Consider the following 14,489-nt stretch of genomic DNA (forward strand, 5'->3'; position numbering starts at 1 on the left):
TTAGTTGAATTTAGCTCATATAAAAAGTGCGTATAAAAGCAATGTTAATAATGTTGATAATATGCGGATAATAAACAAATACGCGCAATCAAGTTCTATAGAAATACCCCGAAGGCGCTTTATTCAAAACGCTAGCAGATTCAACTTTAAGAACAATTCCATCTTGCGAGTAACCTTTTATCCCAACCTTTCCAAGAGCTATTTTGGCTTTAACAACAACCCACTGATGCTGCGAAAACTGCAAATTTTTGGGCATTTGTGCAACAAAACCAAACGGAGACATATCTAAAATGCAACAAGACATAAACTGTCTAGATATGCGAACTTGATCTTTAGAAAGCGTAGATTCTTTGCTTATAAACCCTTTTACAACAATCGTATAATCTTTGTATTTATCAAAATTATGGTCAATTTCGTTGTACCAATTGCCAAAATCATCGTCTGCAACAACAATTTTTTTATTAACTACATCTAATCCGCTTAAAGTTTTTTTGTTATTTTTACGATTAGACGCGATTGCTATTGCGCGACCAGAAGCATACTCGTCAAAACCTGCAGACTTTGCAAAACCGCTCGCAAGCGACGATTGCGACATTTGAAGTGGAATCAAAATAATAAGCATTGGCACTACAATTGAAACCATTATTTTTTTGCAATCTTTAGCATGTGCAGGGAAAAGTCCAAAAAGTGAGCAAATTCCTAAAACAAAAAGCAAAATCGCAGCAAAAATAAGATAAGCAAACGCGCGCGGAGTAGTCAAAATTGCATAAGATCCACTTAGAGCACTGTGCATTAAAGTTGCAGAAAAACAAAATAAACACAATGCTTGAATAATGCTTGCAAATGTTATTTTATGACTATTTTTTTTGCGATCCACATTGCATACAACATTTACACTGCTCACAGCATTACTCCCCAAGCCAAGTGAACAAGCAGAGACGCAAGTAAGCAAACAATAGCAATAGTTGCCGTTAGGCGTATAACAAATCTCCCCTTAAAATCTTCAATAAGCATAAGCATATTTTTTATGTCTAGCATTGGCCCAAAAAGCAGAAAAACAATTACTGAACTCATTGGAAGCGAGGAGGCCAAAGAGCGCGCGATTACAGCGTCGGAACTGGAGCAAAGTGAGCTTGCATACGCTATTAACATCATTGCTGGAATTGCCACAAAAACAGTTGTTGTGTTTATTTTTGATGCAGGATCTGCCCCAAGCCAAACTCGAATAATCGAAGCTACTATTGTTCCAAACAAAATTATTGGCATTAGTCGCATAAAATCTAAATAAATGTGATGTGCGTAAGTTTTCAAACTATTTTTAATATCAGACTTAAAGCTGGAAGAATTTTTTTGCAAAGAATGGCCACTTTGCGACTTATTGCAGCCGCCGCAATACGCACAATCAACACAATCCGCACAATCTGCACAATCCGCACAATCCGCACGAACTTTTTCCAATACATTTCGCCTTAAAACTTGCGACTTTACAGGAAAAATCACAAAACTAACACCCACTAAAAGAGCAACACCAACACCCAAAGCCACTCGAGTTACAGCAACTGCTGGAACATCCGCAAACGCGTACCAAGTAGCCCAAATAGAAACAGGATTCACTACTGGAACAGCGCACAAAAACGTTACAGCACAAGGCAAAGGCAGCTTTCGCGCAACAAGACGAGAAAAAGTTGGAACAACAACGCAATCGCAAACAGGAACACATACACCTGCAAGAATCGCAGCTAAAAAGCCGTTTGCAATAGACTTTGGAGCGTGTTTTTCAATAAAATCTTCCGTAACCCACGTTTCTACAGCAGCAGAAACAAGAACACCAATCAACGTAAATGGAACAGCTTGCAAAAGCAAGCCAGAAACACCCCTAATAACAGTGTTTACAGGCAACCACGGGTTGCGCGCTTGCAAAGCTGGAAGCATTGCAATAATCAAAGAAATAAAAGGAATCCCTATAATCAAATATAGATAGTTTGCAGAATTTGCTTGTTTTGCTTTACTTGCTTTACTTGCTTTTTCTACTTGGCTCGTTGTTTTTGCTTCGGTTTCTGTTTTTAGCATGACAACACTTCCACCAAGCCGTCACTCATTCGATACCTTGCTCCAACAAGCATCAAAGCGTCTTTGAAAACAGCTTCGCGAATTATTTGTGATTTTTCGCAAATTTCAGCCAAAATATTAGACACGTGAATACGTTCAATATCATCTGTATCTAAATTTTCCTCAACACCTGCGAGCGCAGCAGGCCCTAAAGAACGCAGCAATATTGACTCGCTCGACTCAATTATTTCGCTTGTTTTATCTTCGCCGCATTCAGAAACCAGCTTTTGCACGTTCGGCAAAACAGTCTGTACAGCGCCGCAATGCTCATGCCCAAGCACAACCAACACTTTTACCCCCAAATCACTTACAGCGTATTCTAGCGAAGCTATTACGGCATCATCCAACACTTCTCCAGCTGTGCGAACAGAAAAAATATCGCCCAAACCAGCGTCGAATATAAATTCTGGAGCAACTCGCGAATCTGCACACGAAAGCACAACAACCCCAGGATGCTGACCGTCAATAAGTTTCATACGCGATTCTGAATTTACGCCTGCATGCGCTGAATTGCCGTCTGCAAATTTGCGATTTCCCGCAAGCATTGCGTTTAATACCGATGTAGCTAAAACTGAATCTTCATTATCAAAATCTTCGCTGACTTCTTCTTGCATTATTAACTCCTACACTGGCATTGGCAATATTTTCAGTTGCTTAAAGTTTAAAATTTTTGACTTAGAATATATTGTATCTTTCGTAGTAAATAAGAATTTTGTTTAAGAATATAAGCCTATTAATATAAGCCTATTATCAAAAAAGCTCCCGTATTACAATTCGCAAATACGAGAGCCTTCTTGATTCAGTGATTTATTAAAATCATCCAGTGTTTTGCAAGCCTGCAGCAACACCAGAAACTGTGCAAAGAATCAAGTAAATAAACTCGGCTTGCTGACTTTCGCTAAACTCTTCTTTATCTACCTTATTGCGCAGCTTATGCAATGCAAGTGACTGGATTACAGAAAGCGCGTCCACGTAAGGCGAGCGCACGCGAATCGCCTGACCAAGCACATGGCGATGTTGCAACGGCCACTTATCTCCAACAATTTGCAAAACCCACTTGCGAGTAAGTTGCATTTCCGAAAGCACTTTATCGCTCAAATCTTCGCGATCTCCAAGGCTTAGATACATGCGAGCAATGCGCTCATCCGTTTTAGCCAAAGACATCTCAATGTTGTCAATAAAAGTGCTGAAAAGTGGCCACTCTTCGTACGCTTTGCGCAAAGTTTGCAAGTCGCCGAACTTTTCGCAAGCTGTACCCAAGCCGTACCACGCTGCCAAGTTGATTCGAGCTTGCGCCCAAGAGAAAACCCACGGGATTGTGCGCAAATCATCCAAAGACTTTGCACCAAGTCCACGCTTTGCAGGGCGAGAACCAATTGGGAGCAAACCAATCTCACTAAGCGGAGTAACAGTTGAGAACCACGGCGTAAAGTCATCTGTTTGAAGCAAATCAATAAAACGATTATGCGCTGCAACATCAAGCTTTTGAGCCATATCCGCATACTTATGCGTCATCTCTGTGTTTGTTTTCTCCACGCTTGGAGCAGACTGAAGCAAAGTTGCTGCAGCAACAGATTCCAGGTGGCGAATCGCCAAAATTGGGTTACCATAGCGAGCAAAAATAACCTCGCCTTGCTCAGTAAGCTTAAATCGGCAATTTACCGACCCAACTGGCTGAGCCAAAACAGCACGGTTTGCAGGGCCTCCGCCTCGTCCAACAGCGCCTCCGCGGCCATGGAACAGCGTTAAGTCAATATCGTGCTTTTTAGCCCACTGAGCAATGCGCTCTTGAGCAGAATGCAAAGCAAGCGTTGCAGAAGTAGGGCCAGCGTCTTTGGAAGAGTCGGAGTAGCCGAGCATAACTTCCATCTTGCGGCCAGTGGCCTTTAAGCGAGCCTGAACTTCTGGAATCTTAATGATTTCTTCCAGAACATTAACCGAATTTTGCAAATCTTCCAGCTGCTCAAAAAGTGGGATTACGTCGATTGTTGGCGCATCTTGTGGGTGAGCAAACGCAAGGCGATTAAGCTCAAACACATCGCGAACATGCTGAGCAGACTTTGCAAACGAAATAATGTAGCGGCGAGCTGCACGCATACCGTTGCGCTTTTGAATAGCACCAAGCGCGCGGAAAGTGTCTAGAACTTCGCGAGTCATTGGCTGAAGAGGTCCACGCTCACCATGCAAACCGTGTTCGCGAATATCTTCCAAAGCGCGAGAATGCACGAGCGAATGCTGACGGAACTCCATTTCCACCATGTGGAATCCAAAGGTTTGCGCTTGCCAAATAAGATCTTGCAACGGACCATAAGCCGCGCGCGAATCGCCAGCAGCCGCAAGAGACCTTTGCACAATGTGCAAGTCTTCAATAAAATCTTCGCAAGAATGATACATTAAGTCTGTATCTCGGCTAATTGTTCTGTGCAAACGATCTGCCATAACAAGCATAACGGCTCTATGTGGCTCGCTGTTGGAAACGTCGGATGCGCTTTCCGTTAGCTGCTCGCTCATTTCTCGCTGGCGATTCCAAAGCTCCAAAAGCTCAACACTTGGAGGAGTTGTGCGCGTTTCCATTGTTAAGCATTTTCCAACTTCACGCGTGCGCTCTTCTAGAGCAGCAAGAACGTGGTCGCTAAACTTTCTAGCAACTTGCCTGCTAACTTTTGCTGTAACGTTTGGATTTCCGTCTCTATCGGAGCCAATCCAGCTTCCTGGATGGAAGAACGCTGGGCAACGCGGTGGCACTAAGCCAGCTTTTTTACCCAAAAGCCAATCGTCAAATCTGCGATAAACCAGCGGAATCGTGTTGAATAAAGTGGCGTCAAAAATGTCTAGAATCGTGTCCGCTTCTTCAACAGGAGTTGGCTTTTTAAGTGCGATTGGAGATGTACGCAACAATGCGTCAATCTCGTTGTATAGCTTACGATAATTCTCGCGCTTATCCGATCCACCTAAAGTATTGTGCTTACTTAAAAGCTGCGATATTCTGCGGATTTTACCAGCTACAGCCTTGCGCCTAGCTTCTGTTGGGTGCGCAGTAAAAACTGGGTGGAACTCAAGCTTTGCAAGCAATTCCTTAGCTTGCGCAGGGCTCATTTCTGTAAGCAACTTGTGATATGCGCAAGTTAGCTCGTTCACTGGATCCACTGGATTAGAATCCTCAACGTCGCATTCGCGCTGATGCAGCACAGAAACCCTGTAGTTTTCTTCGCAAAGATTTGCAAGATGGAAGTATGTAGCAAACGCGCGCGCAAGCAATTGCATATCTGGCAAATCCATGCCGTTGATTTTTTCTACAGACTTGCTTAGTCCGTCGTTTTCTGTTTCTTGAGCATCAAGCATTTGATTAAAGTGTGCTGCACTTGCGTCTACAGCATTTAAGCGCACTTCGTCAAATACGGTTAATAATTTTTCATCAAATTCGCCTAAAACATCGCGCAGAATATGCAAGCACAAATCCATGTCTTGCTTAAGCGATGCTGGCAGTTCGCGCTCCTCGGGGCCTTTTCGCCCTAAACCAGACGTTACAATCGTTGCGTCTGCTGGAGTTACCTGTTGATTTTGAGTTGTCATCAGACCTCCTTGTGCTAGTCATAAGGTTGCTTGGTCATTCGACTTCCACGGCTCCTCCGCGGTTATTTAGGTCAAAAGTTGCAAGCCCACAGCCTTTGTTTCCAGCGAGATTCCAAAATAATTGTGAACCGACCTTAGGACTGATTTTTTATATAAATTTTTTATATAAATTTTTATAGGCAATGCAATGCGTATACTAAAAATTGTGAGCATAGAAGAGAATAACGCGGATAGCAGCGATAGCAATAGCAGCAATAATAACGGCAGTAACAGCGATAGTAATAAGCCAAAAATACTTTCGACTGGCCATATTGTTGGAAAGCCTTCTGGCCGTTTTCAAACGCACGCGATTCCGCTAGATATGGAAGATGTTGAGCGCGATTGGGATAAACCAGTTACGCAAGCTGGAATTGCCGCAAAATCCAGCATTATTATTCGTGTTGGCGCTTTAGGTTTAGGCGCTGGCACTGGAAGCTACCGCGTTCGCGAGCTTATGCATAGGGTTGGCGAACCGATGGGTGTAAATGTTCGTGCAGACGTTAATCTAACAGATATTGAAGCTACTTGCACAGATAAGCATGAGCGAATTACAGAAGTTGTTGATTTGCCTACTACTGGCGTAAACACTGAGCGAATTTGGTTGCTCGAACATTTTGCAGACTGGTTTAACGTTAAACTTGGAAATGATTCCTTATACCATTCAAAAGCCACCGTTTCCAAGGAATTAGTAGACACTCTTCAAGCTAGCAGCAACGAGAACGCGATTGTTCAAACAGCTAAGCAGTCAGAGGAGAATGCTGCAAAAGTCGAAGAAAAAATGGCAATTCAAGAGGCGATTCGCAAAGAAAAACCTCGCGGAATTTTTGCGCTCCAGCCAGAAAAAACGTATGTTGAGCATTTTTCTCACGTTAAAAATGTCAAGAATGTTAAAAATGCTCAACATAGCCAAAATAATTTGAATTCAGATCCTAAAAACAATTCTGCTACTTCATCTAACGCAAATCCTGCTGGCGATTTTTCCGCGCCGCTTACCGTTCGCCAAGTTCACGACCGTCTAGACCTAATCAAAAACCGCAAGCCTCTTTATAAACCGTGGTTTGCAGGCCTTGCGTCTGCAGTAGCATGCGCATCCTTCGCATTTTTGCTCGGCGGCGGCGCTTACGATATGCTTGGTGCTTTTATTGGAGCTGGAATCGGCCACTACGTTAGAAGACGCATGTTTATGCATCATCTAAACCAATTTGTTGTAACGTTTATTGCTGTTGCTGTTGGCGCTTTAAGTTGCATTGCTTCTTTGCGCATTGTTGGCTGCTTTGACCCTTCTGCTTTGCATCACAATACGGCTTATATTGGCTCTGTTTTGTTTGTAATTCCAGGCTTCCCGCTTATTACAGGCGGCTTAGATATTGCTAAGATTGATTTTCCTTCTGGCATTCAGCGGCTTTGCTACACAATGGCGATTATTCTAATGGGTACTCTTGCAGGATGGATGGTTGCAAGTCTTGTTCAGTTGGACCCTCAAGGCTTTACTCCACTTGGCTTAAACCCTTGGCTTAATGCTGTTCTTAGAATGATTACAGCGTTTGCAGGCGTGTGGGGATTCTCCGTTCTGTTTAATTCTCCTCAAAGAATGTGTTTTGTTGCTGGAATAATCGGCGCAATTACCGATACTTTGCGCTTAACAATGGCTGATTTTGGCGTAGCTGCAGAGATCGCAGCGTTTACTGGCGCTTTGCTTGCTGGTCTTTTGGCTTCCGCTTGGCGTGCAATTGTGCATAGAGGCTGGGCGCCGCAATACTTAGGATATCCGCGCATTGGTCTTACGGTTCCATCTATTGTGATTATGGTTCCTGGACTTTATATGTATCGCGCAATGTTCTATCTCGGTCAGTTTAATACTCTTCCTGCTTTAGACTGGACTTTCCGCGCGTTTATGGTGATTATTTGCTTGCCATTAGGACTTGCAGTTGCGCGCGTTATAACAGATAAAAGCTGGCGATACGACATTTAGCCATAGTCATAATAGTCATAAGCTAATAAACAAAAACGCCCAGCTGCTACTGGGCGTTTTATTTGTATGCAATCAAGCAAGAATTAATCAATACTTCATATTCATTGCTTCGCGCACTTGATCAAGTGTTTCTTGCGCAATCGCAGCAGCTCTTGCATTTCCATCGTGCAAAATATCTCGAATCGTATCCATATCTTTTGCCAATTCCGCTCTACGCTGGCGGTGTGGAGCAAGGAAGTTGTTTACAGATTCAATAACATACGCTTTTAGTGCTCCTGCGCCCGCGTTGCCGATTTCTTGCGCAATATCTTTTGGATCTCTGCCTGTAACCAAACCCGCAGTAGTCAAAAGCGCAGAAACTTGCGGACGAGCCACTGGGTCAAAAGTAATTGTGCGTTCAGAATCAGTTGGACTCTTCTTAATCAACTTTGCTGTTTCTTCGGCAGTTGCGCCAAGCATAATCGAGTTTCCGTAAGACTTGCTCATCTTGCGCCCATCCAATCCTGGGATTTCTGGCGTATCCGAAAGAATCGCAGCTGGCTCTGGAAAAACAGGATTCTTCTTTGCGTATCTCTCGTTAAACCTGCGAGCAATCGTGCGCGTAATCTCAATATGCGGCAAATTATCTTTGCCAATTGGCACAACGTTTGCTTTGCAAAACAGAATATCGCAAGCTTGATGCACCGGATACGTAAGCAAAAGTCCTGTTAAAGCATGACCAGAAGCTTCCATTTCGGCTTTAACAGTAGGATTTCTATGCAATTCTGCTTCTGTAACTAAAGACAAGAATGGCAGCATAAGCTGGTTTTCTGCAGGCACAGCGGAGTGAGTAAAAATCATGGTTTTCTTAGGGTCAATTCCAGCAGCCATGTAGTCAAGAACAAGGTTTAGCACGTTATCTTCTACGTGTTCAACAGTGTCTCTATCTGTAATAACCTGATAGTCTGCAATAATCACGTTTGTATTTACGCCAAGATTTTGCATTGCGACACGCTCACGAATCGAACCAAAATAATGACCTAAGTGAAGCCTTCCTGTTGGCCTATCTCCCGTAAGCATTGTAAAGGAGCTAGGATTTGCTTTTAGCTTCTCAAGTGTTGCATCTGAACGTTTTTGAGCTGCCACAAAGCTTGCGCTTATCTCGTTTCCAGCAGCTGTAACCTGTGCTTCTTCTGCCATTTCTAACTCCTTACACACGCAATTTTTCTTGCGATTTTTACGCCTAAAATATGGCTTTTATGGTAAAAGTTCGCTCAGACAATATACTCTGTTGCGGCAAAGTGGTACGCTCTTGTGTGATGAATTGATTGTTTCGGTAAATTAGAGGGGGTCAGATGGGCCGCGGACGACAGAAGGCAAAGCAACAGAAAATTGCCCGTAAGCTCAAATACCTGACGACCGATACGGATTACGACGAGCTTGCTAAAGAGCTTAATACTCACGAGCCTGGTCAAGGATCCTTCGATCCGTTTGAATCTGATAGCTACAAGAATGAGGATTATCTAGATAATCAAGATAATTCCGAAAGTTCTTCTGTAAAAGACGATTCTAAAGACACCAACACTAATGCTGGTAATGATAACGCTGGCAGCTTGCACGATTCCGTTTCGAGTGGAGATGACGACTTAGACGATTACGCAAAGTGGGCAGCCCAATCCGCAGCTCAAGCCGCTACTAAAGACAAGTCGTCTAGTAATTCTGGCGTTGTTCATCATCACATTCCTATGCCGATGCCTAATTTTATGCATAAGAACAAGTGAGTTTTACACAAAAATTGCGCAAAAACACTTACTTATATAAGTAGATAAGCAAATAAGTAGGTTGCAAATAGGCAGACTCGCCTTAATTATTAAAAAGAGCTTTTGTAAGTTCGGGCAGCAAATTGCTTAAATCGTCTCGCTCTCCAACTGCGCTTATATTCCCAATTTGCTGCTCGTAATCCCATTTTGTTATTGCGCAAGAAAGTCGCAACCAAACATCTGGGTCAAGCTCTATAACATCTGGCGGCGTTAAATTGTGCGGATCCGAATGTGGACCTTCTAAGATTTTTACAGCTCCCCAAGGGGCCACTCTTACTTCCACAGCGCAACCAGGAGCTATATGCTCTAACACATAAAGCGAATATCTAACAGCCATTGCTTCATCGTTTACGCTAACGCCAATCTTATTAGAATTTACGCAACACAAATCTTTTTTACTGTTCGTAGAATCTATTTTCATAGAATTTATATAAGATTTTGCGCTATTTGCCCACGTCTCAAACGATTTTTTAGCACTACTTATATCCGCTTCTCGTATAACAGCCATATTTGAATTATCTCACAAATTATCTAACTATTATTTGCGATTTTAATGTTGTTTTATAAAAGTCATATTGTGAATAATTATTAATAAGGGTTTGGGGTTGTGGTATCATCAACAATGAAAACGTGTGCATTGCCGCGTACCGTCTTGTTAAGTGCAATTTGGCGCGGCTACAACCAACATAATCAAGGGTTGCTATTCGCACATTTTAGGTAAATATATTATTCACGGCACAAGGAGTCAAATATGACTAAACACGTCGCGCCGAAAGCCAAGACTACTGCGGCGGCATTTGCCAAAGAACTTCAAGAACATCTGAAGTACACCCAGGGTGTCACCCCAGAACAGGCCACTACGGCTGATGTGTATGTTGCCGCTGCTACCGCTGTCCGTCGTCATTTGATGGACTCTTGGATGCAGACACAGCATGACATGATTAACGGAAACACAAAGGCTGTTGGCTATTTAAGCGCAGAGTTCTTAATGGGCAAGCAGCTTGAAAATGCTTTGCTTAACGCTGGCCTTACCGATCAGTTCAACAAGGCTGTTACAAAGCTTGGTTTTGAGCCAAAAGATGTTATCGATGCTGAGTATGAGCCAGGTTTAGGTAACGGCGGTTTGGGTCGTCTCGCAGCCTGCTTTATTGACTCGCTCGCCTCTATCGGCGTTCCAGCATTCGGCTACGGCATCCAATATCGTTACGGCATTTTTAAGCAGCGCTTCGACGAGCAGGGTAAGCAGGTAGAAACCCCTGATTACTGGCTTAGCAACGAAGAGCCATGGGGTCACGTTGACTACGGCAGAGATCAGCGCGTTAACTTCGGCGGCGAAGTTGTTGAAGAAAACGGCAAGCGCGTTTGGAAGCCAGCATGGGCTGTTCGCGCAGTACCAGTTGACTACATGGTTCCAGGCTACAATTCTGGTCGCGTAAACACTCTTCGCTTGTGGACTGCTAAGTCTTACGACGAATTTGATTTGCTCACCTTCAACAAGTCTGAGTACTTGGATGCTGTTAAGCCACAGGTTGAAGCAGAAAACATTTCTAAGATTCTTTACCCAGAAGATTCCACTCCACAGGGCAAGGCTTTGCGTCTTGAGCAGCAATACTTCTTCGTAGCTGCTTCTATTCACGATGCAATCCGCGTGTTCTATCCTGGTCAAGATAAGCCAGATCTTACAACCTTCCCAAGTAAGATCAACTTCCAGTTGAACGATACTCACCCAGTTATCGGCATTCCAGAGCTTATGCGCGTTCTTATGGACGAATACGGCTACGATTGGAACACCGCTTGGGGCATTACCACCAAGACCTTCAACTACACTTGCCACACGCTTCTTCCAGAAGCTTTGGAAGTTTGGCCAGCCAAGCTTATTGGCGAACTTTTGCCACGCCACCTTGAGATTATTCAGGGCATTAGCGAGCAGTTCCGCAACGAGCTTCGCAGCAAGGGCGTTTCCGAGGATCAGGTTGAGCGCATGCGCATCGCTACCGACGCCGACGAAAATGGCGAAGGCGCTGTAGTTCGCATGGCTTACTTGGCTACTTACGGCGGATCTTACGTTAACGGTGTTGCTGAGCTTCACTCTGAGTTGTTGAAGGACGTCACCTTAAAGGACTTCTCCAGCGTTTACCCAGATAAGTTCAAGAACGTTACTAACGGCGTAACTCCTCGTCGTTTCGTGCGCTTGAGCAACCCACGCATGTCTGCTCTTATTACTGAGGGCTTGGGCACCGACGCATGGCAGGGTGATTTGGAGCTTCTTGAAGGTTTGAAGCCATTGGCTGACGATCCTTCCTTCGTTAAGAAGTTCGCTAAAGTCAAGCAGGAGAACAAGCTTGCCTTCGTTGATTTTGCAAAGCACAAGTATGGCTTTGAAATCAACCCAGACACTATGTTTAACACCATTGTTAAGCGTTTGCACGAGTACAAGCGCCAGTCCATGAAGATTCTCCAGGTTATCTCCACATACGCTGGAATCAAGAATGGTACAATCGATGTAGACAAGATGCTTCCACGCACCGTGTTCTTCGGCGCTAAGTCCGCTCCAGGCTATGCTATGGCAAAGCTTACGATTCAGCTCATCAACAATGTTGCTCGCGTTGTGAACAACGATCCAGCATGCAAGGGCAAGCTTGCAGTGTTCTTCCCAGAGAACTACAACATTGAACTTGCTATGAACTTGATTCCTGCAACCGATTTGGATGAGCAGATTTCTCAAGCTGGTAAGGAAGCTTCTGGCACTGGTAACATGAAGTTCGCTTTGAACGGTGCTTTGACTGTTGGTACTCTCGACGGTGCAAACGTTGAGATTCGTGAACGCGTTGGCGCTGAGAACTTCTTCCTCTTCGGCATGACTGTTGACGAGGTTGAGAAGCTCTACGCTGAAGGCTACGATCACGGCGGCTCCCGCAAGTACTACGAGTCTGATCCTCGCTTGAAGACTGCTGTAGACATGGTTGCTGACGGCACCTTCTCCAACGGCGACAAGAGCGTGTACGAGCCACTCGTTAATGATTGGCTTACCCACGATTACTTCATGGCAATGGCTGACTTCAGCTCTTACATGGATATTCAAGCTCAAATTGAGGAAACTTACCGCGATCCAATGAAGTGGGCACGCATGGCTGTGTTGAACGTAGCCAACTCTGGTTACTTCTCTTCCGATCGCTCTATCGAAGATTACCTCGATCGCATTTGGCACACTGGCGCTCTTCCAACTGCTGAATAAGCAAAAGGCGCTAATGACTGTAATAGCCATTAAATAAATAAAAGGAGCAGTGGAAACATTTTTCCGCTGCTCTTTTTATATGTTTTATGCGTTTTATGCGTTCTTCAATCTTTTATAAAATGTGTTACTTGTAATCTTAAAGTCATACAATATAACGCGGTAAATATACGTTTTAATTAATCTAAGATTAAGGAAAAAATATGTCTGTAGAAGAAAATATGCAGCATAGTTTGCTACCAGAAGGTGCCGAATTATTAAACGGATTATATTCTGTAAGGGATTATATACAAAAGTTTAATGAAAAACTTAGCTTGTTTATGCAAGCAGAAAAAGAAAAACGACAATTACTATCTGAACAGCAACTTATTCTTAAAAAACTTATCAAAACAGACAGCGCTAAAGAAAAATCTGATTATGGTCTTTTTATGGCTGGTATAGCCTTTAGCGTCGTATTCGGAGTTATTACTGCACTAAGTGGAAATATTAACGGACTTATTTTTTGCGCAGTTATAACAGCTGTATTTGCTGTTGGAAAAGCAAAGAACAGCAAAGCAATGTTAATTACAGGAAGAGTCTTACTGGTTCTGCTTATATTAGCTTGGCTTAGTGGATTGTGGAATGCTTATACTTTTTCGGTTAAATACAACAATGTTGGATCGTTTGTATTTTATGCTGCTATTAATGTTATTGCATTCGTTGTTGCGGCTATTGTAGCTGCGATTATTGTTAAAAAATATAATAAAAAAATTAATCGCGATAACAATAAAGAAGAAAAACGTGTTTCTGAATTAAATGCACAAATTAAAGAGAAGAATGATCAGATTGTTCAACACAATAACATGGTTGACGAGCGTCGTAGCGCATTATACAAAGAAATGAATGACATTAAAGAGCGTATGCTTGCAGAAACTTCTTCGTGGTATCCAAATGATTACTATGTTTTAGATTCTGTTGAATATTTTATTTCTCTAGTTAAGAATCACGAGGCAGATACAATCAAAGAGATGATTACTGCATACAAGCGAGATCAATATCATAACCAAGTTCTTAATAATCAAATGGATATGCGGCAAAAGCTGAATGCTATGGTTGATAATCAGAAGACAATGCTTGAGAATCAAGAAGAGATGATTAAGCTACAGAAGATTTCTAACGTTCTTCAAACTATGACATGCGTTAATAGCTTTATTATTGCAGACAATACAAGCGCAATTGCTAACAACACTAGAGAGATTGCAGACAATACAAGAGGAATCGAACAGAACACTCGTCCTCGTTCTTCTTGGTTCTAAAAAATATTTAGATAAAACACAAAATAAAAAACAAAATAAAACACGAGTGGCGGCAGGTTCTCAAAGAAATCTACCGCCACTTACGTTTATAAACAGTTAAGCTATTAAGCTTCTACTGGCTTATCAGCTTCTGCGTCTTTATCTTCTTTTTCTGCGCCTATGTTAATTGGCGAAGAGCTGTTCTCCCATGGCTGCTCCCATGGATCGTAATCAGGATTATGCTGCTTGTAAACATACAATGCTGCAATACCTGCGAGCAGTGCTCCAAAGAGCAGTGCAAAGAACTTCCAACCGCCAGAGGACCTGTTCTCCATGATGGCTCCTTTCGTTAAGCTGACCTGCTCGTCCAAGTCAACGTTTGTATCGAGTTTACTCGTGTATTCACTATAATAGTGATTTTTTTTAACACTTGCATCTTTTTATTATATTTTTATGCACAAAACAGCATAAATCTTACAAAACATTTTTAA

General features: G+C 42.9%; 11 protein-coding genes. 4 read left to right on the forward strand and 7 right to left on the reverse strand.

Translation table 11 applies throughout. From position 1 onward, the window contains the following. Positions 1-88: 88 nt before the first annotated feature. From ACPEIW_RS00225 to ACPEIW_RS00240, 4 genes are all read right to left on the reverse strand, one after another. Positions 89-904 (reverse strand): TIGR03943 family putative permease subunit, encoded by an 816-nt coding sequence (locus ACPEIW_RS00225; RefSeq protein ID WP_425663711.1) that lies wholly within the window; start codon positions 902-904, stop codon positions 89-91. Continuing rightward, a complete protein-coding gene (locus ACPEIW_RS00230; RefSeq protein ID WP_425663713.1) occupies positions 901-2,070 on the reverse strand; it encodes a permease in 1,170 nt (389 codons plus the stop codon). Before ACPEIW_RS00230 ends, ACPEIW_RS00225 begins: the two co-directional genes overlap by 4 nt. After that, the gene (locus ACPEIW_RS00235; RefSeq protein ID WP_425663715.1) at positions 2,064-2,723 is read right to left on the reverse strand and encodes a carbonic anhydrase; all 660 of its coding nucleotides are present in this window, start codon (positions 2,721-2,723) and stop codon (positions 2,064-2,066) included. Before ACPEIW_RS00235 ends, ACPEIW_RS00230 begins: the two co-directional genes overlap by 7 nt. A gap of 202 nt (positions 2,724-2,925) precedes the next feature. Beyond that, a complete protein-coding gene (locus tag ACPEIW_RS00240; RefSeq protein WP_425663717.1) occupies positions 2,926-5,682 on the reverse strand; it encodes a phosphoenolpyruvate carboxylase in 2,757 nt (918 codons plus the stop codon). Between the two features lie 205 nt (positions 5,683-5,887). On the opposite strand from ACPEIW_RS00240, the gene ACPEIW_RS00245 reads away from it, so the two are divergent. Then, a complete protein-coding gene (locus ACPEIW_RS00245) occupies positions 5,888-7,693 on the forward strand; it encodes a threonine/serine ThrE exporter family protein (RefSeq protein ID WP_425664347.1) in 1,806 nt (601 codons plus the stop codon). An 87-nt stretch (positions 7,694-7,780) separates the two neighbouring features. On the opposite strand, the gene trpS is transcribed toward ACPEIW_RS00245, so the two are convergent. After that, on the reverse strand, positions 7,781-8,872 hold the full coding sequence (gene trpS / locus ACPEIW_RS00250) for a tryptophan--tRNA ligase (RefSeq protein WP_016801872.1): 1,092 nt from the start codon (positions 8,870-8,872) through the stop codon (positions 7,781-7,783). A gap of 155 nt (positions 8,873-9,027) precedes the next feature. Between trpS and ACPEIW_RS00255 the strand changes: the two genes are divergently transcribed. Then, positions 9,028-9,453, forward strand: coding sequence for a DUF3073 domain-containing protein (locus tag ACPEIW_RS00255; RefSeq protein WP_410294439.1), 426 nt, complete (start codon positions 9,028-9,030; stop codon positions 9,451-9,453). A gap of 82 nt (positions 9,454-9,535) precedes the next feature. Here ACPEIW_RS00255 and ACPEIW_RS00260 read toward each other — a convergent pair whose 3' ends face one another. Then, positions 9,536-10,000, reverse strand: coding sequence for a sterol carrier family protein (locus ACPEIW_RS00260; protein WP_425663720.1), 465 nt, complete (start codon positions 9,998-10,000; stop codon positions 9,536-9,538). 243 nt (positions 10,001-10,243) lie between these two features. Here ACPEIW_RS00260 and ACPEIW_RS00265 point away from each other — a divergent pair, with 243 nt between their 5' ends. Next, positions 10,244-12,727, forward strand: coding sequence for a glycogen/starch/alpha-glucan phosphorylase (locus ACPEIW_RS00265; protein WP_425663722.1), 2,484 nt, complete (start codon positions 10,244-10,246; stop codon positions 12,725-12,727). A 200-nt stretch (positions 12,728-12,927) separates the two neighbouring features. Further along, complete coding sequence (locus tag ACPEIW_RS00270; RefSeq protein ID WP_425663724.1) at positions 12,928-14,019, forward strand: hypothetical protein; 1,092 nt, start codon at positions 12,928-12,930, stop codon at positions 14,017-14,019. A gap of 104 nt (positions 14,020-14,123) precedes the next feature. Here ACPEIW_RS00270 and ACPEIW_RS00275 read toward each other — a convergent pair whose 3' ends face one another. Next, positions 14,124-14,333 carry a hypothetical protein gene (locus ACPEIW_RS00275; RefSeq protein ID WP_032815991.1) on the reverse strand — a complete coding sequence of 70 codons (210 nt, stop codon included), beginning with the start codon at positions 14,331-14,333 and terminating at the stop codon, positions 14,124-14,126. Positions 14,334-14,489 lie beyond the last annotated feature (156 nt).

Origin of the sequence: Gardnerella piotii, assembly GCF_049815665.1 — a bacterium.
In the GTDB taxonomy this organism is placed as follows: Bacteria; Actinomycetota; Actinomycetes; order Actinomycetales; family Bifidobacteriaceae; genus Bifidobacterium; species Bifidobacterium piotii.